This is a genomic window from Streptomyces sp. NPDC088387, assembly GCF_044753385.1.
Classification (GTDB): Bacteria; Actinomycetota; Actinomycetes; order Streptomycetales; family Streptomycetaceae; genus Streptomyces.
This window is the reverse complement of the sequence record NZ_JBIVNC010000010.1, coordinates 140,325-161,985: the sequence shown is the minus strand read 5'-3', so window position 1 is coordinate 161,985 and position 21,661 is coordinate 140,325. Positions and strand designations below refer to the sequence as shown.

At 70.5% G+C, this 21,661-nt stretch carries 21 protein-coding genes; 8 read left to right on the top strand and 13 right to left on the bottom strand.

All coding sequences use genetic code 11. The annotated features are described in order from the left end of the window. Nucleotides 1-62 precede the first annotated feature (62 nt). Nucleotides 63-497, top strand: a complete 435-nt coding sequence (sodX, locus tag ACIQAC_RS26280; RefSeq protein WP_402195108.1) for a nickel-type superoxide dismutase maturation protease — start codon at nucleotides 63-65, stop codon at nucleotides 495-497. Here the strand turns inward: sodX and ACIQAC_RS26275 are convergent. Beyond that, nucleotides 401-1,030, bottom strand: a complete 630-nt coding sequence (locus tag ACIQAC_RS26275; protein WP_402194770.1) for a CGNR zinc finger domain-containing protein — start codon at nucleotides 1,028-1,030, stop codon at nucleotides 401-403. The two genes, sodX and ACIQAC_RS26275, sit on opposite strands and share 97 nt — an antisense overlap. A 95-nt stretch (nucleotides 1,031-1,125) precedes the next feature. Between ACIQAC_RS26275 and ACIQAC_RS26270 the strand changes: the two genes are divergently transcribed. The 3 genes from ACIQAC_RS26270 (at nucleotide 1,126) to ACIQAC_RS26260 (ending at nucleotide 3,254) form a co-directional block, all read left to right on the top strand. After that, nucleotides 1,126-1,896 carry a class I SAM-dependent methyltransferase gene (locus tag ACIQAC_RS26270; RefSeq protein ID WP_402194768.1) on the top strand — a complete coding sequence of 257 codons (771 nt, stop codon included), beginning with the start codon at nucleotides 1,126-1,128 and terminating at the stop codon, nucleotides 1,894-1,896. A 129-nt stretch (nucleotides 1,897-2,025) separates the two neighbouring features. Continuing rightward, nucleotides 2,026-2,517, top strand: a complete 492-nt coding sequence (locus ACIQAC_RS26265) for a SigE family RNA polymerase sigma factor (RefSeq protein ID WP_402194765.1) — start codon at nucleotides 2,026-2,028, stop codon at nucleotides 2,515-2,517. Next, nucleotides 2,514-3,254 carry a hypothetical protein gene (locus tag ACIQAC_RS26260; RefSeq protein ID WP_402194764.1) on the top strand — a complete coding sequence of 247 codons (741 nt, stop codon included), beginning with the start codon at nucleotides 2,514-2,516 and terminating at the stop codon, nucleotides 3,252-3,254. The genes ACIQAC_RS26265 and ACIQAC_RS26260 overlap by 4 nt, the downstream gene beginning before the upstream one ends. Nucleotides 3,255-3,326: 72 nt before the next feature. On the opposite strand, the gene ACIQAC_RS26255 is transcribed toward ACIQAC_RS26260, so the two are convergent. Genes ACIQAC_RS26255 through ACIQAC_RS26245 form a run of 3 tightly spaced genes read right to left on the bottom strand, consistent with a single transcriptional unit; the run spans nucleotide 3,327 to nucleotide 6,029 of the window. Continuing rightward, nucleotides 3,327-4,088 carry an amino acid ABC transporter ATP-binding protein gene (locus ACIQAC_RS26255; protein WP_402194761.1) on the bottom strand — a complete coding sequence of 254 codons (762 nt, stop codon included), beginning with the start codon at nucleotides 4,086-4,088 and terminating at the stop codon, nucleotides 3,327-3,329. Beyond that, nucleotides 4,085-5,032, bottom strand: coding sequence for an amino acid ABC transporter permease (locus ACIQAC_RS26250; protein WP_402194759.1), 948 nt, complete (start codon nucleotides 5,030-5,032; stop codon nucleotides 4,085-4,087). The genes ACIQAC_RS26255 and ACIQAC_RS26250 overlap by 4 nt, the downstream gene beginning before the upstream one ends. Nucleotides 5,033-5,066: 34 nt before the next feature. Further along, complete coding sequence (locus ACIQAC_RS26245; protein WP_402194756.1) at nucleotides 5,067-6,029, bottom strand: ABC transporter substrate-binding protein; 963 nt, start codon at nucleotides 6,027-6,029, stop codon at nucleotides 5,067-5,069. A gap of 442 nt (nucleotides 6,030-6,471) precedes the next feature. Between ACIQAC_RS26245 and ACIQAC_RS26240 the strand changes: the two genes are divergently transcribed. The 4 genes from ACIQAC_RS26240 (at nucleotide 6,472) to ACIQAC_RS26225 (ending at nucleotide 9,669) form a co-directional block, all read left to right on the top strand. Further along, nucleotides 6,472-7,692 carry an NADP-dependent malic enzyme gene (locus ACIQAC_RS26240; protein WP_402194755.1) on the top strand — a complete coding sequence of 407 codons (1,221 nt, stop codon included), beginning with the start codon at nucleotides 6,472-6,474 and terminating at the stop codon, nucleotides 7,690-7,692. 122 nt (nucleotides 7,693-7,814) lie between these two features. After that, the gene (locus ACIQAC_RS26235; RefSeq protein ID WP_402194752.1) at nucleotides 7,815-8,780 is read left to right on the top strand and encodes a zinc-binding dehydrogenase; all 966 of its coding nucleotides are present in this window, start codon (nucleotides 7,815-7,817) and stop codon (nucleotides 8,778-8,780) included. Nucleotides 8,781-8,896: 116 nt separating this feature from the next. Next, on the top strand, nucleotides 8,897-9,106 hold the full coding sequence (locus tag ACIQAC_RS26230) for a helix-turn-helix domain-containing protein (protein ID WP_402194751.1): 210 nt from the start codon (nucleotides 8,897-8,899) through the stop codon (nucleotides 9,104-9,106). Continuing rightward, nucleotides 9,106-9,669 (top strand): Clp protease N-terminal domain-containing protein, encoded by a 564-nt coding sequence (locus ACIQAC_RS26225; protein ID WP_402195105.1) that lies wholly within the window; start codon nucleotides 9,106-9,108, stop codon nucleotides 9,667-9,669. Before ACIQAC_RS26230 ends, ACIQAC_RS26225 begins: the two co-directional genes overlap by 1 nt. A gap of 136 nt (nucleotides 9,670-9,805) precedes the next feature. Here ACIQAC_RS26225 and ACIQAC_RS26220 read toward each other — a convergent pair whose 3' ends face one another. From ACIQAC_RS26220 to ACIQAC_RS26180, 9 genes are all read right to left on the bottom strand, one after another. Then, nucleotides 9,806-10,903 carry a helix-turn-helix transcriptional regulator gene (locus tag ACIQAC_RS26220; protein ID WP_402194748.1) on the bottom strand — a complete coding sequence of 366 codons (1,098 nt, stop codon included), beginning with the start codon at nucleotides 10,901-10,903 and terminating at the stop codon, nucleotides 9,806-9,808. A gap of 1 nt (nucleotide 10,904) precedes the next feature. Further along, on the bottom strand, nucleotides 10,905-11,828 hold the full coding sequence (locus ACIQAC_RS26215; RefSeq protein ID WP_402194746.1) for a DUF4097 family beta strand repeat-containing protein: 924 nt from the start codon (nucleotides 11,826-11,828) through the stop codon (nucleotides 10,905-10,907). A gap of 200 nt (nucleotides 11,829-12,028) precedes the next feature. After that, the gene (locus ACIQAC_RS26210; protein WP_402194744.1) at nucleotides 12,029-12,214 is read right to left on the bottom strand and encodes a DUF6104 family protein; all 186 of its coding nucleotides are present in this window, start codon (nucleotides 12,212-12,214) and stop codon (nucleotides 12,029-12,031) included. Nucleotides 12,215-12,300: 86 nt separating this feature from the next. Beyond that, a complete protein-coding gene (locus ACIQAC_RS26205; protein ID WP_402194742.1) occupies nucleotides 12,301-16,146 on the bottom strand; it encodes a multifunctional oxoglutarate decarboxylase/oxoglutarate dehydrogenase thiamine pyrophosphate-binding subunit/dihydrolipoyllysine-residue succinyltransferase subunit in 3,846 nt (1,281 codons plus the stop codon). A 293-nt stretch (nucleotides 16,147-16,439) separates the two neighbouring features. Further along, nucleotides 16,440-17,549 (bottom strand): ATP-binding protein, encoded by a 1,110-nt coding sequence (locus tag ACIQAC_RS26200; protein ID WP_402194739.1) that lies wholly within the window; start codon nucleotides 17,547-17,549, stop codon nucleotides 16,440-16,442. After that, the gene (locus tag ACIQAC_RS26195) at nucleotides 17,546-18,286 is read right to left on the bottom strand and encodes a response regulator transcription factor (RefSeq protein ID WP_402194737.1); all 741 of its coding nucleotides are present in this window, start codon (nucleotides 18,284-18,286) and stop codon (nucleotides 17,546-17,548) included. The genes ACIQAC_RS26200 and ACIQAC_RS26195 overlap by 4 nt, the downstream gene beginning before the upstream one ends. A gap of 113 nt (nucleotides 18,287-18,399) precedes the next feature. Next, the gene (locus tag ACIQAC_RS26190) at nucleotides 18,400-19,086 is read right to left on the bottom strand and encodes a spermidine synthase (protein WP_402194734.1); all 687 of its coding nucleotides are present in this window, start codon (nucleotides 19,084-19,086) and stop codon (nucleotides 18,400-18,402) included. A 64-nt stretch (nucleotides 19,087-19,150) separates the two neighbouring features. After that, on the bottom strand, nucleotides 19,151-20,485 hold the full coding sequence (locus tag ACIQAC_RS26185; protein WP_402194732.1) for a toll/interleukin-1 receptor domain-containing protein: 1,335 nt from the start codon (nucleotides 20,483-20,485) through the stop codon (nucleotides 19,151-19,153). After that, nucleotides 20,485-21,606 carry a hypothetical protein gene (locus tag ACIQAC_RS26180; RefSeq protein ID WP_402194730.1) on the bottom strand — a complete coding sequence of 374 codons (1,122 nt, stop codon included), beginning with the start codon at nucleotides 21,604-21,606 and terminating at the stop codon, nucleotides 20,485-20,487. The genes ACIQAC_RS26185 and ACIQAC_RS26180 overlap by 1 nt, the downstream gene beginning before the upstream one ends. Nucleotides 21,607-21,661 lie beyond the last annotated feature (55 nt).

Here is a 21,661-nt window from a genome sequence, read left to right as displayed (position 1 = left end):
TAGGACAAAAGTCCGGGGTGAGACTGAGACTGGTGGAGGATCGGACCGGGGAGGTGCCGGGGATGCCGGAACTGTCGCACGAGACCGAGCGCGGAGGGGCGGTGCTGCCGTTCGGGCCGGCCGAGGTGACCGGGCCCTCCATGGTGCCCACGTTGCGTCACGGGGACCGGCTCCTGGTGCACTACGGGGCGCGGATCAGGCCGGGGGACGTGGTGGTCCTGCGCCATCCGTTCCAGCAGGACCTGCTGGTCGTCAAACGGGCCGTGGAGCGCCGCGAGGGCGGCTGGTGGGTGCGCGGGGACAACGCGTTCGCGGGCGGCGACAGCACGGACTACGGGACCGTGCCCGAGGAACTGGTGCTCGGCCGGGTGCGGTTCCGCTACCGGCCGCCCGGACAGGGTCAGCGCACGCCGTTCGCGGTGCTGCGCTGGGCGCTGTCGGCCGCGCGGCCGGTCTTGTCGGACCGGTCGGCCTCCAGGCGTTTGCGGGCGCGGTAGGCGGCCACGTTGGCCCGGGTGGCGCAGCGGTCGGAGCAGTAGCGGCGGGAGCGGTTCGTGGAGGTGTCCAGGTAGGCGTTGCGGCACGGGGCGGCCTCGCACAGACCGAGCCGGTCCACGCCGTACTCGGTGAGGTGGAAGGCCAGGCCCATCGCCGCGATGGCCGCGTAGCCCGCGGTCACGTTCGACGGGTGGTCCGCGAGGTGCATGTGCCACAGCGGGCGCCCGTCGTCGTCCCGGAAGTCGTGGCCGGAGATCTGCGGGCTGACCGGGAACTCCAGGAGCAGTGAGTTCAGCAGGTCCACGGCGAGTGTCTCGTCGCCGGTGTCGGCCGCCTCGAAGACCGCGCGCAGCCGGGCCCGGACCGCGCGGAACCGGGTCACGTCCGCGTCGGTGGCGCGGCGCCCCGCGGACTGGTTGGCCCCGAAGAGGTCGCGGACGGCCTCGACCGAGGTCAGCGACTCCTTGCCCCGGTCCGGTTCCTCGCTGTTGACGAGCCGGACCGCGTAATCCGAGTAATAGGCCAGTTCCACTTGTAGTCCTTACGAGGGGGCTTTATGGTCGTGATGCGGTCGGGGTAACAGCCGGTCGTGCATCCAGGGTATTACGTGCGGTACGGAGGGCACCCATGACGGAGACGGACGCCACGACGGCGGGCACCGACTGGCAGGCGTGGCAGCACAGCTGGGACCGGCAGCAGGAGTGGTACATGCCGGACCGCGAGCAACGGTTCACGATCATGCTCGACATGGTCGAGGCCCTGGCCGGCGACGCACCGCGCGTACTCGACCTCGCCTGCGGCACCGGCACCATCACGGCCCGGCTGCTCGACCGCCTCCCGGGCGCCACCAGCACCGGCGTCGACCTCGACCCGGCGCTGCTCGCCATCGCCGAAGGCACCTTCGCCGGCGACGACCGGGTCACCTTCGTCACCGCCGACCTCAAGGACCCCGACTGGCCGGCGAAACTGCCGTACGACTCCTACGACGCCGTCCTCACCGCCACGGCCCTGCACTGGTTCCACAGCGACCCCCTCGCGGCTCTCTACGGTCGGATCGCGGGCCTCGTCCGCGACGGCGGTGTCTTTATGAACGCGGACCACATGATCGACGACACGACCCCCCGGATCAACGCGGCCGAGCGGGCGCTGCGCCACCTCCGTATGGATCAGGCCAAGAGCGACGGCGCCGTCGACTGGGCCGAGTGGTGGCAGCTCGCCGCGCAGGACCCGGTCCTCGCCGAACCCACCGCCCGCCGCTTCGAGATCTACGGCGAGCACGCCGACGGCGACATGCCCGCGCCCGCCTGGCACGCCCGCGCCCTGCTCGACGCGGGGTTCACCGAGGCCCGCCCGGTGTGGTGCTCCCCGTCGGACACCCTGCTCCTGGCCCTCAAGTAGGCCCGGCAGAACGGAAGAAGGGGCGGTACGGGAAATCCGTACCGCCCCTTCCGCGTCCTGCCGGGCCGCCCACCGCACTGGTAAGGGTGAGACGGTCCGCGACACCCGGTGGGCCGGGGAGGGGGAGGAATGACGCGGAGCGAGTACGAAGCCGCTCTGCACGACTTCGTCGAGGCCAGACGCGGGGCCCTGTTCCGCAGCGCCTACCTGCTGTGCGGCAACCGCGACGAGGCGGAGGACCTCGTGCAGACCACGCTGGTGAAGGTCGTCCTAGGTGCGCGCCGGCACGGAGGGCTGGACAACCTGCACGCCTACGCGCGCCGGACGCTGGTCAACACGTTCATCGCGGGCCGCCGCCGGTTCTGGCGGCGCGAACAGGCGTACGGCGAGGTGCCGGACGTGGCGGGACAGACGGTGGACAGCGATACCGGGCTGATGGTCCGGGCCGCGCTCGCCGCGCTCCCGCCCAAGCAGCGGGCCGTCCTGGTGCTGCGCTACTGGGAGGACCTCGGTGTCGGCGACACCGCCGAACTGCTCGGCATGCGGGAGAGCACGGTGAAGAGCCACACGGCGAGGGGACTCGCGGCCCTGCGGGCCGTGGTGCGGGAGGTACACACATGAGAGACGACCAGGACGTGCGGGACCTGCTGGGCAGGGCCGTCGCACACGTACCGCTGCCGCGCGGCGAGGGCGACACGGTGTTCGCGCGGGTCGCGCAGGTGCGGTGGCGGCGCCGGGTGGCGGCGACCGGCGTCACGGCCGCCGTGGTCGCGTTCGGAGTCGCCTTCGGCACGGTCGGGCTGCCCGCCGCCTCCGAGACCGGCGTGGCCACACCGACGGCCCAGCCGTCCCTGTCCTCCGTGAAGGCGGCCGGGTTCGCGAAACTGCTGCCGCATGACGTCGGGAAGGTCGCCGAACTGCTGGCGTCCCCGTTGCAGATCGCCCTGCCGCGCCTCCCGGAGGAGGCCACCGACGGACCGTACGACGGCAACTACGTGATCCGGCGCGGCGGGGCCGTGGGATACGTCGTGGTGACGGCGGAGCGGTCGGGCGCCTGGCCCGAGGGGAACTTCGGGGCCGAATGCAAGCTGGAGGAGACGGTCCACGACTGCAAGTTCGAAAGGCTGCCGGACGGTGCCGAGCTGGCCGTGTGGCAGACGGCCGCCACATCCGATCGCCTCACTCACCGGGGCGCCGAGATGGACGCACGGCTGCGCACCCGGGACGGCACCGTCCTGCACATCACCCAGTCGACGGGCTACGCCGACACGAGGGTGCCGGGCCCGCTGCTCGACTCCTACCCGCTGACCCGCCCGCAACTGCGCGAGCTGGTGCAGCGGCCGGAGCTGCTGCCCTAGCCGAACGGCACAGGGGCGGTACGGGAATCCCGTACCGCCCCTTGTACGCGTGCCCTCAGGTGGCCCGGGTGCTCAGAGGACCTTGGAGAGGAATGCCTTGGTGCGTTCGTGCTGGGGGTCGGTCAGGACGTCGCGTGGGTTGCCGGACTCGACGACCACACCGCCGTCCATGAAGACCAGGCTGTCGCCGACCTCGCGGGCGAAGCCCATCTCGTGGGTGACGACGATCATCGTCATGCCGGACTCGGCGAGGTCGCGCATGACGTCGAGGACGTCACCGACCAGCTCAGGGTCCAGGGCGGAGGTCGGCTCGTCGAACAGCATCAGCTTCGGGTCCATCGCCAGCGCGCGGGCGATGGCGACCCGCTGCTGCTGGCCGCCGGAGAGCTGCGAGGGATAGCTCCGCGCCTTGTCGGCGAGGCCGACCCGCTCCAACAGCTGGCCCGCGCGCTCCCGCGCCTGGGCCTTGCTGACGCCCTTGACCTGCACCGGCGCCTCGATGACGTTCTCCAGCGCGGTCATGTGCGGGAACAGGTTGAACCGCTGGAACACCATGCCGATGTCCCGGCGCTTCAGGGCGACCTCGCTGTCCTTGAGCTCGTACAGCTTGTCGCCCTTCTGGCGGTAGCCGACCAGCTCGCCGTCGACGTACAGCCGCCCGGCGTTGATCTTCTCCAGGTGGTTGATGCACCGCAGGAACGTCGACTTGCCGGAGCCGGAGGGGCCGATGAGGCAGAACACCTCGCCGGACTCCACCTCCAGGTCGATGCCCTTGAGCACCTCGACCAGACCGAACGACTTGTGGACGCCCTCGGCCTTCACCATGGCGGTCATGCGGTGCCTCCCGCCGACTTGGAACGGTTCGACAGGGACAGCACGTTCGCCCTGATCTTCTGGAACGGGGTGGCCGGCAGGCTGCGGCTGGAGCCGCGCGCGTAATAGCGCTCCAGGTAGTACTGGCCGACGCTGAAGACCGAGGTCAGCAGCAGGTACCAGGCCGCGGCCAGGAAGAGCATCTCGGCGGGGGCGCCGGACGTCTGGCCGATGTCCTGGGCGACCCGGAACAACTCGGAGTACTGGACGACCGAGACCAGCGAGGTCGTCTTCAGCATGTTGATGACCTCGTTGCCCGTCGGCGGCACGATCACGCGCATCGCCTGCGGGATCACGATCCGGCGCAGCGTCTTGGCGTGGCTCATGCCCAGCGCGTGGCTCGCCTCGGTCTGGCCCTCGTCGACCGAGAGCAGACCGGCACGGCAGATCTCCGCCATGTACGCGGCCTCGTTGAGCCCGAGCCCGAGCAGCGCCGTCAGGAACGGGGTCATGAAGTCCGACCACTCGTCCTTGTAGAACGGGCCGAGGTTGATGTACTCGAAGACCAGGCCCAGGTTGAACCAGACCACGAGCTGCACCAGCACCGGGGTGCCGCGGAAGAACCAGATGTAGAACCACGAGATCGACGAGGTCACCGGGTTGCGCGACAGCCGTCCGACGGCGAGCAGCACACCGCCGATGATGCCGATCGCCATGGCCAGCACGGTGATCAGCAGGGTCTTGCCGACACCGCTGAGGATCCGGTCGTCGAAGAAGTAGTCCGGGATCGCGCCCCAGTTGATCTTGCCCTGGGAGAACGCGTAGACGATCCCGCCGAGGACGGCGAGAGCGAGGACGGCCGAGACGTACCGCCCGTAGTGCCGGACCGGGATGGCCTTGATGGCCTCGGGACCGGCCGGCGGGGTGTCCGCCGGTCCGTCCGTCTTGTCGATGTCAACAGTCACGCGTGTTGCCTTTCAGTGCCCGCCGTCGCCGCGGTCACTTGCCGCCGTTGACGGTGGCCTCGGTGACCGCGCCCTCGGTGACGCCCCACTTCTCCAGGATCTTGCCGTACTCACCGTTGGCGATCACGGCATCCAGCGCGGCCTTGAGCGCGTCGCGCAGCTCCGTGCTGCTCTTGGCCACCGCGATACCGTACGGCGCCGCCTCGACCTGCTCGCCGACCAGCTCGAAGTCCTTGCCGCCGCCGGAGGTCTTCACGGCGTACGCCGCGACCGGGAAGTCGGACGAGCCGGCGTCCGCGCCGCCCGCGCGCAGCCGGGTCTGGGCCTGCTGGTCGTTGTCGAAGGCCTCGATGGTCAGCTTCTGGCCACCGGGACACTTCTCCGCCTCGGCCTTGGCGAGGTCCTCGGAGACCGTGCCGCGCTGCACGACGATCGTCTTGCCGCACAGGTCCGACCAAGTGGCGATGCCCTGGTCGTCGCCCTTCTTGGTGTAGATCGAGACACCGGCCGTGAAGTAGTCGACGAAGTCGACGCCCTCGCCGACCTTCTTGCCGGTGTCGGAGTCGACACCGTCCTGGCGGTCCTTGGTGTCGGTCATCGCGGACATCGCGATGTCGTACCGCTTGGAGCGCAGACCGGTGATCAGGGTGTCGAACGTGCCGTTCTCGAACTCGAACGTCACGCCGAGCTGCTTGCCCATCGCCGCGGCGAGGTCCGGGTCGATACCGACGGTCTTGCCGGCGTCGTCCTTGAACTCGACGGGCGCGTACGCGATGTCCGAGCCGACCTTGATGACGCCCTTGTCGCGGATCTCCTTCGGCAGCTGATCGGCCAGCGGGGCCGCCACCGCGGAGCCGGTGTCCTCGCTCTCGGACCCGCTGCTCTCCGTCTGGTCACCACAGCCGGTGAGAATCAGGGCGCCTGCGACCGCGATCGAGGCGACCGATGCCAGCCGGGTGCGCGTGGCGGTCGTACGACGTGTGGTGCTTGCGGTCATGGTGGGTTCCTCCGGCGGATGGGTGGAGTTGCCGATGTGGTCGACGAGAGCACACGTCTTCGAGTGTCGCGACCCCGTGTGATTAGGGCATCTTGCCATTCGGACTGAGGCATTCAGGGGGCCAGTCATGTCAAAATCGGATAACGGGACCACCCCGAATCGCATCAGTCCGGTACATCGGGACCGGACCTTCTACTGGAACGCCCCCTTCCAGCAGGAAGATCTTCGGCGTCGGGATGTGAGCTTCGCGGTATGGACTCGTCCTCGGTGAGGGTCGTCCGGTAAGAAGGTTCTTTACACCCCTCATCCGGGGCTCAGGGCGCGTGTGCGGCGCGCCCGTCGTGTACGCCCGTCCGCAATCTCTGGGCCGTACGCGGTGCCCGCCCGCCTCTCACCAGGGGCGGCCACCCTCAAACCAAGAACACCTAAGGGGTCACACAAAGTGGCAGCGGAGATCGTCAATCCTCGCAGCGACGGCAGTACGGAACGGGAGGCCGGGGAGCCCCTCGACTCCTTCGATCCGGCGTTCGCCCTGCACCGGGGCGGCAAGATGGCCGTGCAGGCCACCGTGCCGGTCCGGGACAAGGACGACCTGTCCCTCGCATACACACCCGGCGTCGCGAAAGTGTGCACCGCGATCGCCGAGCAGCCCGAGCTCGTCCACGACTACACCTGGAAGTCCTCCGTCGTCGCCGTCGTGACCGACGGTACGGCCGTCCTCGGACTCGGGGACATCGGACCCGAGGCCTCCCTCCCGGTCATGGAGGGCAAGGCGATCCTGTTCAAGCAGTTCGGCGGCGTGGACGCGGTCCCGCTCGCGCTGGCCTGCACGGACGTCGACGAGATCATCGAGACCGTGGTGCGCCTCGCGCCCTCCTTCGGCGGCGTGAACCTGGAGGACATCTCGGCGCCGCGGTGCTTCGAGATCGAGCGCCGGCTCCAGGAGCGGCTGGACATCCCGGTCTTCCACGACGACCAGCACGGCACGGCGGTCGTGACGCTGGCCGCCCTGCGCAACGCGGCGCGGCTCAGCGGCAGGTCCCTTGCCGAGCTGCGGGCCGTGATCTCCGGCGCCGGTGCCGCGGGTGTGGCCATCGCCAAGATGCTGATCGAGGCCGGGATCGGGGACGTCGCCGTCACCGACCGCAAGGGCGTGGTCTCGGCCGGCCGGGACGACCTCACCCCGGTCAAGCGCGAGCTGGCCGGCTACACCAACAAGGCCGGGCTCACGGGCACGCTCGAAGCGGCGCTGGAAGGCGCGGACGTCTTCATCGGCGTCTCCGGCGGTACGGTCCCGGAGGCGGCGGTCGCCTCCATGGCCAAGGGCGCGTTCGTGTTCGCCATGGCCAACCCGGACCCCGAGGTGCACCCGGACGTCGCCCACAAGTACGCGGCGGTCGTCGCCACCGGGCGGTCCGACTTCCCGAACCAGATCAACAACGTGCTGGCGTTCCCGGGCATCTTCGCGGGCGCGCTCCAGGTGCGGGCCTCCCGGATCACCGAGGGCATGAAGCTCGCGGCGGCGGAAGCGCTGGCCGGGGTCGTCGGTGAGGACCTCGCGGCGGACTACGTGATTCCGTCACCGTTCGACGAGCGCGTCGCCCCCGCGGTGACCGCGGCTGTTGCTGCCGCCGCCCGTGCGGAGGGCGTTGCCCGCCGGTAGGCGGGCGCCCGGAAGACCCCGCCCTCCGGGCGGGGTCTTCCCCCTTTTCGGCTTGGCAAGTGGGCATGTGTCACAGAGCGCCGCCGTTCCCCCGCGCCCCGCGGGAACCTATCGTCGGCCCCATGTTCGCTGTCTACGCCGCCCGAATCGACCGTGACCAGCCGCTCGCCGGACTCGAGCTGGGGGAGCGCCCCGCCCCCGAGGCCCGTCCCGACTGGACCGTCGTCGACGTCAGGGCCGCCTCCCTCAACCATCACGACCTGTGGTCCCTGCGCGGCGTCGGACTGCCGGAGGACCGGCTGCCGATGATCCTCGGCTGCGACGCCGCCGGCGTCGACCAGGACGGCAACGAGGTCGTCCTGCACTCCGTCATCGGCCAGTCCGGACACGGCGTCGGTCCCGGGGAACAGCGCTCGATCCTCACCGAGCGCTACCAGGGCACCTTCGCCGAACAGGTCGCCGTCCCCGCCTGGAACGTCCTGCCCAAGCCCAGGGAGCTCTCCTTCGAGGAGGCCGCCTGTCTGCCCACCGCCTGGCTGACCGCCTACCGCATGCTCTTCACCAACGCCGGTGTACGGCCCGGTGACTCGGTGCTGGTGCAGGGCGCCGGCGGCGGGGTCGCCACGGCCGCGATCGTGCTCGGCAAGGCGGCCGGGCTGCGGGTCTTCGCGACCAGCCGGGACGAGGCCAAGCGCAGGCGGGCCCTGGAACTCGGTGCCGTCGAGGCGGTGGAGCCGGGTGCGCGGCTGCCCCAGCGGGTGGACGCCGTGATCGAGACCGTGGGCGCGGCCACCTGGTCGCACTCGGTGAAGTCGCTGCGGCCCGGCGGCACGCTTGTCATCTCCGGTGCCACCAGCGGCGACCGGCCGTCGCACGCCGAGCTGACCCGCGTCTTCTTCCTGGAGCTGCGGATCGTCGGCTCCACGATGGGTACCAAGGACGAGCTGGAGGACCTGCTCTCCTTCTGTGCCACCACCGGGGTGCGGCCCGTCATCGACGAGGTGCTGCCCATGGACCGGGCCCGTGAGGGGTTCGAACGGATGGAGTCGGGCGGGCAGTTCGGAAAGATCGTGCTCAGTAGCCAGTAGCCAGTAGCCAGTAGCCAGTAGCCAGTAGTCCGGCGGCGACCGCGACAGCAGACCGCGACAGCACCGGCATGTCAACTACGGTTGACGCGCCGGTGCTGTCAACGTACGTTGACAGCATGACCGAAGCAACGGATCTCGCCCAGAGCGCCGGCGACCGCGATCCACGGGTCGGACTGCGGGCCGTCGCCGCGCTGCGCAGGCTGCTGGAGCAGTTGGAAGCCGTACAGGTGCGCAGTGCGCGCAATCAGGGCTGGTCGTGGCAGGAGATCGCCGCGGAACTCGGAGTGACCAGGCAGGCCGTGCACAAGAAGTACGGGAGGCGATGATGTTCGAACGGTTCACGAAGGACGCCCGCGAAGTCGTCACGGGCGCGGTTGACCAGTGCGAGCGGGCCGGCGCCCACACCGTCGAGGCCGAACACCTGCTGCTGGCGCTACTGGACCGCCCCGGCGGCAAGGGCTCTTTCGCGCTGGCCGCCCTCGGCCTCACCGAGCGCGCGGAAGCGGTCCGGGAGTCGCTGGGCGCGGCGCGGCGCCGGGCCGGGCTGTCCCAGTCGGAGGCCGATGCCCTCGCCGGGCTCGGCATCGACGTCACCGAGATCGTCTCCCGGGTCGAGGAGGCGCACGGCGTCGGCGCGATGTCCGGTGACCAGAAGGACCGGGGCCGGTGGAGCGGGCGCCGGTCCTTCGGCCGCGGTGCCAAGGACGTACTGGAGGGGTCCCTGCGGATCGCGATCGCCCGCCGGGACCGCCGGATCGGCGACGAGCACCTTCTGCTCGCGCTGACCTCCCGCCCCGGTGTCCCCGCCGAGGTGCTCGCCGACCACGGAGTGACCTACGAGTCGGTGACCCGCGTCCTGGGCGGCGGGGGAGAGGCGAAGGCGGGCTGAGCCACCGGCACGGGCGCCGAAGCCGGCACCGGAACCGGAATCGGCGCCGGCCTCACCTTCCGCCGGGCGGGCCGCCACCGCGCAGCCGCCCCGGTACATCCACCACAGCAGGCCCCACCCCGGCACGTCCCACTCCCTACGCCCTGGGTGCCCGCAGCAGGGCTCCGATGTGGGCCGCCGCCGTCGACAGCCGGCGGCGGGCGTCACGGAGCTGGTCGGGGGTGACCCCGTGGTCCCGGGCGGCGTCGCGGATGTCGTCGCGGAAGCGGTCGAGGAGCCGGTCGAGATCACGGGCGGGGTCGCCGGTGGCGTCCTCGTGGGCCCACGCCGGTTCGTACCCGGCGGGGAAGTCCTGCGGAGTCTCCTCGTACTCCGGGCCGCGCTCGGCGCCACGCTCCGTGCCGTGCTCCGGGCGCGGGTCCGACTTGGCGGCTCCGCCGCGGCCGAAGCCGAAGTCCCGGCCCAGGTCCTTGCCGAACTCCGTGCCGAAGCCCTTCCCGAACTCGCCGAACTCCTTCGCCAGTTCGGACAGTCCCTCGCGCACCCCCGTCTGCCAGTCGCCGCGGGTGAAGTGGTCCTGCACCTGCTCCTGGACCCGCTGGGCGATGCGCTGGACCTCCTCCTGAGCCTGGGCCCGCGCCCGCTCCTGCGCCTCCTTGGCCTGGCGCCTGGCCCGCTGGGCCTCCTCGCGGGCCCGGCGGCTCTCGTCCTTGGCGCGCCGCGCCTGCTCCTTCCACTCCTGCTTCACGCGGCGCATCTCCTCCTTCGCCGCGCGCCAGGACTCCCCGTCGGAGAAGTCGCCCGGGTCACCGGAGCCCCCGGGGCCGCCCCGCCCGCCCGGACCCTGCCGGGCCTCGCTCGCCGCCGCCTGCATCTCGCGCCGCAGATCGCCCGCCGCGCCCCGGACGTCGGCCCGGATCTCGGCGGCCAGCTCCGCCACGGACTCGCGGATCTCCAGCTCCAGATCGGCCAGTTCCCCACTGCGGTCGGCCAGTTCGGCGCGGCCGGCATCCGTGATGGCGTACACCTTGCGGCCGCCCTCGGTGGTGTGGGTGACCAGGCCCTCGGTCTCCAGCTTGGCCAGACGCGGGTAGACCGTGCCCGCCGACGGTGCGTAGAGCCCCTGGAACCGCTCCTCAAGGAGACGGATGACCTCGTAGCCGTGGCGCGGGGCCTCGTCGAGCAGCTTCAGCAGATAGAGCCGGAGCCGGCCGTGTGCGAAGACGGGGGGCATCTCAGAGCACCTTCTTGTCGGTTGTGCCTTCGGCCGGGCCGGCGGGGTCGCCGGTGTCCGGACCGGAAGCGGAACTGTCCCCCGATGTGTCCTCCTGCTCCACGTCCCACGGCTCCTCCTCGGTGGCGGGGCGGCGCAGCAGGGCGATGGAGCCGGAGACCGTGGTGGCCTTCAGCCTGCCGTTGCCCGCGCCGAGCCGGCCGGTGATCCGCTTGGCGCCCCACTGGCCGCTGACCCTCAGGTCCTCGAAGGCGTTGGAGACATGGCCGCTCGCCGTGTTGGCCTCCACCTCGGCGTCCGCCGGGTGCGGCAGCCGGATGGCGATCTCGCCGGAGACGCTGGTGAGGCTGATGTCGGTGGCGCGGCCCGCCGGGTCCAGATCGACGATCATCGAGCCGCTCACCGAGTCGGCCTTCACCGACGAGCCGGCCTCGACGACGGTGAGGTCGCCGGAGACCGAGTTGAACCGCAGATCGCCGTTGAGCGCCTGGGCGTCGACGCTGCCCGAGACCGTGTCCGCGCGGACCGGGCCCGTGAGCCCGACGAGTGTGGTGTCCCCGCTGACGCCCTTCACCGCGGCGCGGCCCTCGGTCCCGGACACCACGGCGGTGGCGCCGACCACACCGACCTCGACCCGGGTGCGCGCGGGCACGGCCAGGGAGACGACGGCGCTGCGGCGCCAGCCCTTGCGGTCGAGCCACTTGAGGAATCCCTTCCAGGGCAGGTCCTCGTAGGCCACGGTGAGGGTGCCGTCCTCGTGGGTCACGATCAGGGGCGGCCCGTCGACCTCGGAGACCTCCAGACGGGCGGAACTCTCGTCGGTGCCCACCACGTTCACCGTTCCGTTGACGATGCGTACGTGGAGTTCGCTGACGGGCTCGTCGAAGGTGAGCTTCCTCGGCTCCGCGACGGACCACTCGGACATGGTGCAGACCTCCTCGACCGGGCCGGACCGCGCACGCGACCGGACGGAGACTCCCCGACACAGCACACGCCATATCGCGACTTCCGCTTCTCACGATATATCGCGGAAACGGAAAGTCAAGACTGTCGCGGATGTCCGGTCACACACGACAGGGGCGGCGCCCGCAAGGACACCGCCCCTGAACCGAGCTCGTCCGCGTCCTACTCGTCCTCGTCCTCGTCGTCGTCCAGCCGGGCCAGCCAGGTGGCGAGGCGCTCGACCGGCACCTCGAAGTCCGGGTTCAGGTCGACGAACGTCCGCAGCTGCTCCGCGAGCCACTCGAACGTGATCTCCTGCTCGCCACGCCGCTTCTCCAGCTCTTCGATGCCTCGGTCGGTGAAGTACATGCCGTCCAGAATAAATGGGCGAAAGAGGCCGGGCCGCACCCTCCGGAAGAGGGTGCGGCCCGGCCGCGTGGCGACTGCTTCGCGGGTTACGCCTCGAACACCTCGTTCACCAGCTGCTCCTGCTCAGCCTGGTGGCGCTTCGCGGAGCCGACCGCCGGGGACGAGCCGTGCGGACGCGAGATGCGGCGCAGACGCTCGTCGTGCGGGACGTCGGCGCCGACCGCCAGGTCCAGGTGGTCGATCAGGTTGAGCGCGATGAAGGGCCACGCGCCCTGGTTCGCCGGCTCCTCCTGGGCCCACAGGTACTTCTCGGCGTTCGGGTACTTGCGGATCTCCGCCTGGAGCTCGGCACCCGGCAGCGGGTACAGGCGCTCGATACGGATGATCGCCGTGTCCGTGATGCCGCGCTTCTTCCGCTCCGCGTCCAGGTCGTAGTAGACCTTGCCGGCGCAGAAGACGACCTTCTTCACCGCGGCCGCGTCGACGGAGTCGTCGCCGATGACCGGGCGGAAGTTGCCGGTGGTGAACTCGTCCGCCTTCGACGCCGCCGCCTTCAGACGCAGCATCGACTTCGGGGTGAAGACGACCAGCGGCTTGTGGTGCGGGTTGTGCGACTGCCACCGCAGCAGGTGGAAGTAGTTCGACGGCAGGGTCGGCATCGCGACCGTCATGTTGTTCTGCGCGCACAGCTGGAGGAACCGCTCGGGCCGGGCCGAGGAGTGGTCCGGGCCCTGGCCCTCGTAGCCGTGCGGCAGGAGCAGTACAACGCCGCTGGTCTGCGCCCACTTCTGCTCGGCCGACGAGATGAACTCGTCCACGACCGTCTGCGCGCCGTTGACGAAGTCGCCGAACTGCGCCTCCCACATCACGAGCGCGTCCGGGCGGGCCAGCGAGTAGCCGTACTCGAAGCCCATGGCCGCGTACTCGGAGAGCAGGGAGTTGTAGACGTTGAGCCGGGCCTGGTCCTCGGAGAGGTACTGGAGCGGTGTGTGCTCGGCGCCCGTCTCACGGTCGATGATGACCGCGTGCCGCTGGCCGAACGTGCCGCGCTGCGAGTCCTGGCCCGCGAGGCGGACCGGGACACCCTCCAGGAGCAGGGAGCCGATCGCGAGCGTCTCGCCCATGCCCCAGTCGATCGTGCCGTCCTCGACCATCGCCGCCCGGCGCTGCAACTGCGGCAGCAGACGCGGGTGGACGGTGATGTGGTCGGGGATGTTGACCTGGGACTCGGCGATCCGCTTGACGACCTCGGCGGTGACGGCCGTGGACACCTGGACCGGGAACTCGGCCTGGGTGTCCGGGATCTCGACGGCGGCCGGCTGCGAGGTGGCCTCGCGGACCTCCGTGAAGACCTTCTCCAGCTGCCCCTGGTAGTCCTGGAGCGCCTGCTCGGCCTCCTCCAGGGTGATGTCGCCGCGACCGATGAGGGACTCGGTGTAGAGCTTGCGCACCGAGCGCTTCTTGTCGATCAGGTCGTACATCAGCGGCTGGGTGAAGGCCGGGTTGTCCGACTCGTTGTGACCGCGGCGGCGGTAGCAGATGAGGTCGATCACCACGTCCTTGTTGAACGCCTGCCGGAACTCGAAGGCCAGGCGCGCGACGCGGACGACGGCCTCGGGGTCGTCGCCGTTCACGTGGAAGATCGGGGCCTCGATCATGCGGGCCACGTCCGTGGCGTACATCGAGGAGCGCGACGACTCGGGAGCCGCCGTGAAGCCGACCTGGTTGTTGATGACGATGTGGACCGTGCCGCCGGTGCGGTAGCCGCGCAGCTGCGACATGTTGAGGGTCTCGGCCACCACGCCCTGGCCCGCGAAGGCCGCGTCGCCGTGGATCGCCACCGGCAGGACCGTGAAGTCCGTGCCGCCCTTGTTGATGATGTCCTGCTTGGCGCGGCTGACGCCCTCCAGGATCGGGTCGACCGCCTCCAGGTGCGAGGGGTTGGCGGTGAGCGAGACCTTGATCTGCTCGCCGTCCAGACCGGTGAAGGTGCCCTCGGCGCCCAGGTGGTACTTCACGTCGCCGGAGCCGTGCATCGACTTCGGGTCGAGGTTGCCCTCGAACTCGCGGAAGATCTGCGCGTACGACTTGCCGACGATGTTCGCCAGCACGTTCAGCCGGCCGCGGTGGGCCATACCGACGACGACCTCGTCGAGCCGCGACTCGGCGGCCGAGTCGAGGACCGCGTCGAGCAGCGGGATGACGGACTCGCCGCCCTCCAGCGAGAAGCGCTTCTGGCCGACGTACTTGGTCTGGAGGAACGTCTCGAACGCCTCAGCGGCGTTCAGCCGGCGCAGGATGCGCAGCTGCTCCTCGCGCTCCGGCTTGGTGTGGCCGCGCTCGACCCGGTCCTGGATCCACTTGCGCTGCTTGGGGTCCTGGATGTGCATGAACTCGATGCCGGTGGTGCGGCAGTACGAGTCGCGCAGCACACCGAGGATGTCGCGCAGCTTCATCAGGGACTTGCCGGAGAAGCCGCCGACGGCGAACTCGCGCTCCAGGTCCCACAGGGTCAGCCCGTGCTCGGTGATGTCGAGGTCGGGGTGCTTGCGCTGGCGGTACTCCAGCGGGTCGGTGTCGGCCATGACGTGGCCGCGGACCCGGTAGGAGTGGATCAGCTCGAAGACGCGGGCGGCCTTCGTGACGTCGTCGTCGTGGCTGGCGTCGATGTCCTTGAGCCAGCGGACCGGCTCGTAGGGGATGCGCAGGGCCTCGAAGATGGCGTCGTAGAACTCGTTGTCACCGAGGAGCAGGTTGGCGACCTGGCGGAGGAACTCGCCGGACGCGGCGCCCTGGACGACCCGGTGGTCGTAGGTCGACGTGAGCGTCATGACCTTGGAGATGCCGAGCTTGTTCAGGGTGTCCTGCGAGGTGCCCTGGAACTCCGCCGGGTAGTCCATGGAGCCGACGCCCATGATGACCGACTGGTTGGGCATCAGACGCGGCACCGAGTGGACGGTGCCGAGGCCGCCGGGGTTGGTCAGCGAGACCGTGACGCCGGTGAAGTCGGCCATCGTCAGCTTGCCGTCGCGGGCGCGCCGGACGATGTCCTCGTAGGCCTGCCAGAACTCGAAGAAGTTGAGCGTCTCGGCCTTCTTGATGGCCGCGACGACGAGCTGGCGGTCGCCGTTCGGCTTGACCAGGTCGATGGCGAGGCCGAGGTTCACGTGGTCGGGCTTGACCAGCGTCGGCTTGCCGTCCTTGACCTGGTACGACCAGTTCATGGCGGGCATCGCCTTGATGGCCTGCACCATCGCGTACCCGATGATGTGCGTGAAGGAGATCTTCCCGCCGCGGGCGCGCTTGAGGTGGTTGTTGATGACGATGCGGTTGTCGAACAGCAGCTTCACCGGGACGGCGCGCACGGACGTGGCCGTCGGCACCTCCAGCGAGGCGTCCATGTTCTTGACCACGGCGGCGGCGGGGCCGCGCAGCGTCACCAGCTCCGGGCCCTCGGGGGCCTGGGCGGCCGGCTCGGCCTTGGCCACGGGCTTCGCGGCCGGTGCGGCCTGCTTCGCCGGGGCGAGAGCCGGGGCCGCGGCCGGCGCGGACGCCTGGGCCGGTGCCTTGGCCGCGGCGGGCGCGGCTGCGGGCGTCGGGGCGGCGGCCGGAGCCGGGGCCGCCGGAGCGGCCTGTGGTGCCGGCGCCTGGGCCGCCGGGGCGGCGGGCGCGGCCGGAGCCGTGCTGGTGGTGGTCTCCGCGGCCCCCGCGGCCGCGGTACCCGCCGATGCGGCCGGGGCTGCGGGAGCCCCCGGCTTGTAGTCGGCGAAGAAGTCCCACCAGGCTCGGTCTACCGAATTCGGGTCCTGGAGGTACTGCTGATAGATCTCGTCGACGAGCCACTCGTTCGGACCGAACGCGGCCGCGGGGTTCTTGCCCGCTTGGTCGGCGTCGGTCGAGATGCTCGAGTTACTGGGGGACTGTGGCGACACGGCGGCAACCGCCCTCTTCCGCTTCACAAGGTGATGGACAGCGGGAATTAAGGCTACGCCTTGCTGACCGGGAAGGTCAGGTCGGGCCGGTTCATCGTCGCGTAAGTCACATCTGACGGGGTGTTTCGGGGGTGGAAATGGCGGGAAACAAACGCAGTTCCGCTTCTGCGGGATCGCGTCGACGCAGGTCCGGCGCGTGCCACGCGCCGTCCTTCGCCTGATCACACCCTGATCACACGTGTCCGTCTGCTGCGGACCCAGCTGGATCTTCAGGCTCCGCTTCGAACTTTACGTCAACTTGGGACGATCGAGTCTCCCGGAAGGGTGACAAGAATCCGACAACCCCGCTCGGATTCGGCCACTCCGATCCGGCCGCCGTGCAGATCGACCGCCCAGCGCGCGATCGCAAGCCCCAGTCCCGTACCGCCGTCGCTGCCCGGACCGTGCGGCCGGTTCACCGCACCCCGGTTGAAGCGCTCGAAGACCCGGTGCCACTCCGAACGCGGAATGCCGGGCCCCTCGTCGAGGACCTCCAGCTCCAGCGACTCCGGACGGCCGCCGCGCCGCGCCTTCACCGTCACCCGGCCGTGCGGCGGGCTGTGCTTGACCGCGTTGTCGATCAGATTGGCCACGACCTGGTGGATCCGCTCCGGGTCGGCGTGCGCGGTCAGCTCCGGCGGCGAGACGTCCAGATGCAGATGGACGTCGGTACGGGTGTGGCCGCCGGAGCCGGACGCGAGGTCCGCCCGCGCGGAGGCGACCATGTTGGCCTCCTTCAGCACCCCCGACAGATACGGCCACACCTCGAACCGCCGCTGCTTCAGCGGTACGACGCCGTTGTCCAGCCGCGACAGGTCGAGCAGTGTCTCCACCAGCCGGCCGAGCCGCTCGGTCTGCTTCAGGGACGTACGCATCGTCTCCTGGTCGGCCTGCGTGACACCGTCCACGATGTTCTCCAGGACGGCCCGCAGACCCGCGATCGGCGTGCGCAGCTCGTGCGAGACGTTGGCGACCAGCTCCTTGCGCTGGCGGTCCTGCGCCTCCAGCTCGTCCGCCATGCGGTTGATCGTGACGGCCAGGTCGCCCAGCTCGTCGCGGCGGCTCTCGCGCACCCGGCGGGTGTAGTCGCCGTGCGAGATCGACCGGGCCACCGCGTTCATGTCGTCCAGCGGCGCGGTCAGCGAGTGCGCCACGAACTGCGTGATCAGCAGCGTGGCGATCATCGAGAAGACCGTGATGAAACGGATCTCCGTCTGGGTGCGCGCCGCGATCATCGAAAGACCGGTCGTGATCAGCACCGACGTCACGACGAGCGCGCCCAGCTTGGTCTTGATGGAGAACGGGCGTACGCCGCCCCAGGGCTCCCCGGGGCTGCTTCTCGCGGCCGGCCGCCCCTCGCTCATGGCGTCGGTGTCTCCAGCGCGTAGCCCACACCGTGCACCGTACGGATCCGCTCCGCGCCGATCTTCCGGCGCAGCGCCTTGATGTGGCTGTCGACCGTCCGGGTGCCGGAGGCGTCCGCCCAGTCCCACACCTCCGCCAGCAGCTGCTCGCGCGAGAGCACCGCCCGCGGGGTGTTCGCCAGACAGACCAGCAGGTCGAACTCGGTGGGCGTGAGATGCACGTCCTCCGAGCGCACCCGCACCCGGCGCTGCGCGTGGTCGATCTCCAGCTCGCCGAGGCGCAGGATGCCGCTGCGCGGCGTCGAGGCCGCGATGGCGGCCCGCTCCACCCGGCGCAGCAGGACGTGCACACGCGCCGCCAGCTCCCGCATCGAGAACGGCTTGGTCATGTAGTCGTCGGCGCCCACGCCGAGCCCGACCAGCATGTCGGTCTCGTCGTCGCGGGCCGTGAGCATCAGCACCGGCACCGGCCGCTGGGCCTGCACACGACGGCAGACCTCCAGACCGTCGAAACCGGGCAGCATGATGTCGAGGATCAGCAGATCGGGCTGCCAGGCCTCGGCCGTGTCAACGGCCGCCGGGCCGTCCATTGCCGTTTGCACCAGAAATCCCTCGGCGCGCAGACGGGCCGCGATGGCGTCGACGATCGTCGGGTCGTCCTCGACCACCAGGACCCGCCGCTGCGCACCGGGCGTGGCCGTCGCCGCGCCGTTCTGGGAGGTGTGTGTCTGCTCCATCGCCCGCCCCTGAAGTGTGCTTTCCGGAATCAGTGGGGTGATTCCTTGACTGCGTCCGACGCTTGAGTGATCCGCGTCAGGTAGGCAGCGTACGGGCAGTCGCCGCGCCTTTGCTATCCAGGTCGTACGGCGAGATGCACGACGTCCGGAACGCCCCGGGCAACCTCGACCTCTTCGGTACGCACACGTTGGAAACCGGCATTCCGCAAGGTTCCTTCAAATTCCGGGGAGGGTTGCGCGGACCACACGGCCAGTACGCCGCCGGGGGTCAACGCCCGTGCGCAGCGTGCGATTCCGGCCTCGGAGTACAGTCCCGCGTTGCCCTCCGTGACAGTCCAGCCGGGCCCGTTGTCGATGTCCAGGCACAGCGCGTCGTACGTGGCGCACGTCTCATCGACGTGGGCGATCAGATCGTCCTCGACGATCTCGGTCCGGGGGTCGTCGAGCGCCGCGCGGGAGAACGCGCCGAGCGGTCCGTGCCGGTGCCAGTCGACGACGGCCGGTTCGCGCTCCACGACCGTGATCCGGCCCCAGCGCGGGTCGGCGGCGGCGTGTGCGAGCGAGAAGCCGACGCCCAGGCCGCCGATCAGCACCTTCGGCGCGGGCCTGGCGTCCAGTGCGGCCAGTGCGGCGTCGACCAGCAGCCGCTCCGAGCGGCCGTCGGAGGTGTCCATCAGGAAACAGCCGTTGGCGATGATCTGGAGCAGATCGCCGTGCCGGCGCAGCACGACCTCGCCGTGGGGACCCTCTCGCCGGTCGAGAACTTCCGGGACGTCGTCGCTGACGGGGCTGGTGGGCATCCGCCCATCCTGGCATTTTCCCGACGCCCGCCCGACGGAATTACGGACCGCGCCTGGCGGTGCGTCAGGCGGTGGCGGACAGCTGCGACAGCAGCTCGGTGACGATCTCCTCGGGTTTCTGGTGGTACAGGGCCCGGTACTGGGTGCTCTTCAGGAACTCGGGGAGCTCCATCCGCTCCAGGCACACGGGGACGAGCTTCACCTGGCCCTCTACCGCGCGCCGGTACAGCTCGCGGGCCTCGAGCATGCAGTACTCGCTGTCCAGATACGCCGGGGAGAGCAGCAGCACGCCGATCGCGGACCGGGCCAGATTGCCGATCAGCCGGTCCAGCCAGTCCTCGCCGACCCCGATGGCGCCGTGCTCGCGGAAGTTGAACACGTTCTGGAACCGGTCGCCCAGGAGCTGGGAGAACTCGGCGGCCCGGTCGCCGTTGGCGGTGGCGTAGCTGAGGAAGACCCGTTCGTTGCGCTTGGCGGCGGAGCGGAAGTACGCGACGGCCTGGTCGGCGCTGCCGATGTAGAGGGACTGCTCGTCGACGACCCACAGGTGCGGTTCGACGGCCGGGACGAGGTCGGCGGGGTCGCTCCACTTCACGATCGCGTTGCGGTGGCCGGTGCGGGAGGCGCCGTAGAGCGTCTCCTCGTCCGCGGCGGGGATGCCGGAGCGCACGATCGGCAGGTGCGGCACGAACTGTCCGTGCGCGAAGGCGGCGACGAGCCGGCCGGGCACATGGTCGAGGTCGATCACCGTCCAGTCGCACGCGCGCAGCCAGGAGATCAGATCGGCGTCGAGCCTGGGCGGCCACGGCAGGACGACGGGCTCCCAGGCGAGATCGTGCAGCAGCTCCGTCAGCGCCGGTACGGCGACCGCGTTCTGCGGGGACACCACGAGACCGACCCGGCGGGGCTGGTACGACCGCCGCCGGGGCGCCGACGCCACCGCGTGGGCCTCGGCGAGGAAACCCCGGTAGGCCGACCCGACCCTGGTCGGCAGCGAGGAGTGCTGGGCGGCGTCGATCTCCTGGGCGTCGTACGGCAGGAGCCGGACGCTCTGCGGGGCCCGCAGGGCGGGGAGCAGCCGCTGGTCGTGGAAGACCACGGCCGGTTTGCGGGCCCGCACGGCCATGCCGAGTTCGAGCCGGAAGTACCGTGCGGTGTCGCGCAGTTGGGACAGCGCGTGTACGCGGCGGGGCCCGCCAGGCAGCGGATGGATGCCGACGAACCCGTCCGCGTCCCGGATCAGCCGCTCCAGCCGTACCGGGCTGGTGAAGGACAGTGCCTCGTCGACCCGGAACGAGACACCCTCGGCGGCGCTGAGCAGCTCCCAGAAGTACTGGTTCTCCGCCGGTGAGTGGTAGCGGTGGCTCAGGAACACGTTCAGCCGGGACGAGGTGTCCATCACGGGTTCCCCGGCCCCTGCGCCGCGCTCGTACCGCCCGGCACGGCCGCACCGCCCGGCACACCGGTCGGCAGCCCCGAAAGGGGCGGGGGCGCCGGCGGTTCCGCCTGCTTGAGCCGGTTGTAGAGGGCGTCGAAGGTGAACCCGGAGACATAGCCGACGGCGAGCACGAAGAAGAGCAGGCGCCGCACACCGTCCCCGGCCAGGATGTCGGGGGAGGCCGCGAGCTGGGCCGAGACGAAGAGCAGGAAGGCGATGCCGCCCGCCGACATGCCGAGGACGGCGGTGCGCGCCCAGCGTGTCTCGTGGTCGAAGACGGTCCGGGTGATCGCCCCCGACGTGCCGGTGGCGAGGGCTCCCACCACGAGCGCGCTCAGGTTGACGGCGATGCTGGAGTCGACGGCGTACGTCAGCGGGATGGTGGCGAAGCCGAGCAGGAGCAGCAGCATTCCGGTGACCGCGCCGAGCCCGGCCCGCAGGGTCGCCCCGCGCCGCGCCCTGGCCTCCTCGCGCTGCTTCTCCGCACGCCGCTCCTGCTGCGCGGCCAGCCCCCGCACCAGCCGCTGCGCGCTGCCCGGGGCCCACGGCGCGCCCATGGTGTTCACGGCGTCCGGGGTGGCGTGGTGGCCGGCCCGGTTCATGGTCTCCCAGACCTTGCGGGCGGCGCCCCCGAAGCCCGCGAGCGGATACAGCGGAATACCGAAGGCGAGGCAGATCATGCCGGTGATCAGCGTCGAGCGGCCGCCGCCGACGAGCACCACCCCGTCGACCTCGCGCAGCGACCGGTAGAAGCTCACCTGCCAGTCGCCGTCCGGCTCGTGCCGTACGTCGAACACCTCGGGCCGGTCGTCGCGGTGCGGGAAGTCGGTCCGGCCGTCGTCGTAGGGCGGCCGGACCTGGACGGCGCCGGGCGGCAGGTCGTCCCGGGTCAGAAAGCCGGTGACGACGTGGTTCTCGATGAACTGCGGCTCGCTGGAGTAGACGATGATCCGGCATCCGCTCGCGGCCAGTTCCGCGCCGATCTCCTCGCACGCCGTCAGCGCGGCCCCCGGGTCGGTCAGCGGCGGATCGAAGCTCCGTCCGGGATCGGCGCTCCCCACCACAGCGATCAACGGCCCCATTGGTCATCCCCCCTGCGCCCGGTTCAGGACATGCCGGGCGCGCAGGGGTTGCATT

Excerpts from the sequence above, each read along its gene's own strand:
- ACIQAC_RS26180 (WP_402194730.1), bottom strand. The coding sequence starts at position 21,606 with ATGGGGCCGTTGATCGCTGTGGTGGGGAGCGCCGATCCCGGACGGAGC.
- ACIQAC_RS26235 (WP_402194752.1), top strand. The coding sequence starts at position 7,815 with ATGTTCGCTGTCTACGCCGCCCGAATCGACCGTGACCAGCCGCTCGCC.
- ACIQAC_RS26185 (WP_402194732.1), bottom strand. The coding sequence starts at position 20,485 with ATGGACACCTCGTCCCGGCTGAACGTGTTCCTGAGCCACCGCTACCAC.
- ACIQAC_RS26260 (WP_402194764.1), top strand. The coding sequence starts at position 2,514 with ATGAGAGACGACCAGGACGTGCGGGACCTGCTGGGCAGGGCCGTCGCA.
- ACIQAC_RS26230 (WP_402194751.1), top strand. The coding sequence starts at position 8,897 with ATGACCGAAGCAACGGATCTCGCCCAGAGCGCCGGCGACCGCGATCCA.
- sodX (WP_402195108.1), top strand. The coding sequence starts at position 63 with ATGCCGGAACTGTCGCACGAGACCGAGCGCGGAGGGGCGGTGCTGCCG.
- ACIQAC_RS26215 (WP_402194746.1), bottom strand. The coding sequence starts at position 11,828 with ATGTCCGAGTGGTCCGTCGCGGAGCCGAGGAAGCTCACCTTCGACGAG.
- ACIQAC_RS26245 (WP_402194756.1), bottom strand. The coding sequence starts at position 6,029 with ATGACCGCAAGCACCACACGTCGTACGACCGCCACGCGCACCCGGCTG.
- ACIQAC_RS26270 (WP_402194768.1), top strand. The coding sequence starts at position 1,126 with ATGACGGAGACGGACGCCACGACGGCGGGCACCGACTGGCAGGCGTGG.
- ACIQAC_RS26210 (WP_402194744.1), bottom strand. The coding sequence starts at position 12,214 with ATGTACTTCACCGACCGAGGCATCGAAGAGCTGGAGAAGCGGCGTGGC.
- ACIQAC_RS26200 (WP_402194739.1), bottom strand. The coding sequence starts at position 17,549 with ATGAGCGAGGGGCGGCCGGCCGCGAGAAGCAGCCCCGGGGAGCCCTGG.
- ACIQAC_RS26190 (WP_402194734.1), bottom strand. The coding sequence starts at position 19,086 with ATGCCCACCAGCCCCGTCAGCGACGACGTCCCGGAAGTTCTCGACCGG.
- ACIQAC_RS26195 (WP_402194737.1), bottom strand. The coding sequence starts at position 18,286 with ATGGAGCAGACACACACCTCCCAGAACGGCGCGGCGACGGCCACGCCC.
- ACIQAC_RS26255 (WP_402194761.1), bottom strand. The coding sequence starts at position 4,088 with ATGACCGCCATGGTGAAGGCCGAGGGCGTCCACAAGTCGTTCGGTCTG.
- ACIQAC_RS26265 (WP_402194765.1), top strand. The coding sequence starts at position 2,026 with ATGACGCGGAGCGAGTACGAAGCCGCTCTGCACGACTTCGTCGAGGCC.
- ACIQAC_RS26225 (WP_402195105.1), top strand. The coding sequence starts at position 9,106 with ATGTTCGAACGGTTCACGAAGGACGCCCGCGAAGTCGTCACGGGCGCG.
- ACIQAC_RS26220 (WP_402194748.1), bottom strand. The coding sequence starts at position 10,903 with ATGCCCCCCGTCTTCGCACACGGCCGGCTCCGGCTCTATCTGCTGAAG.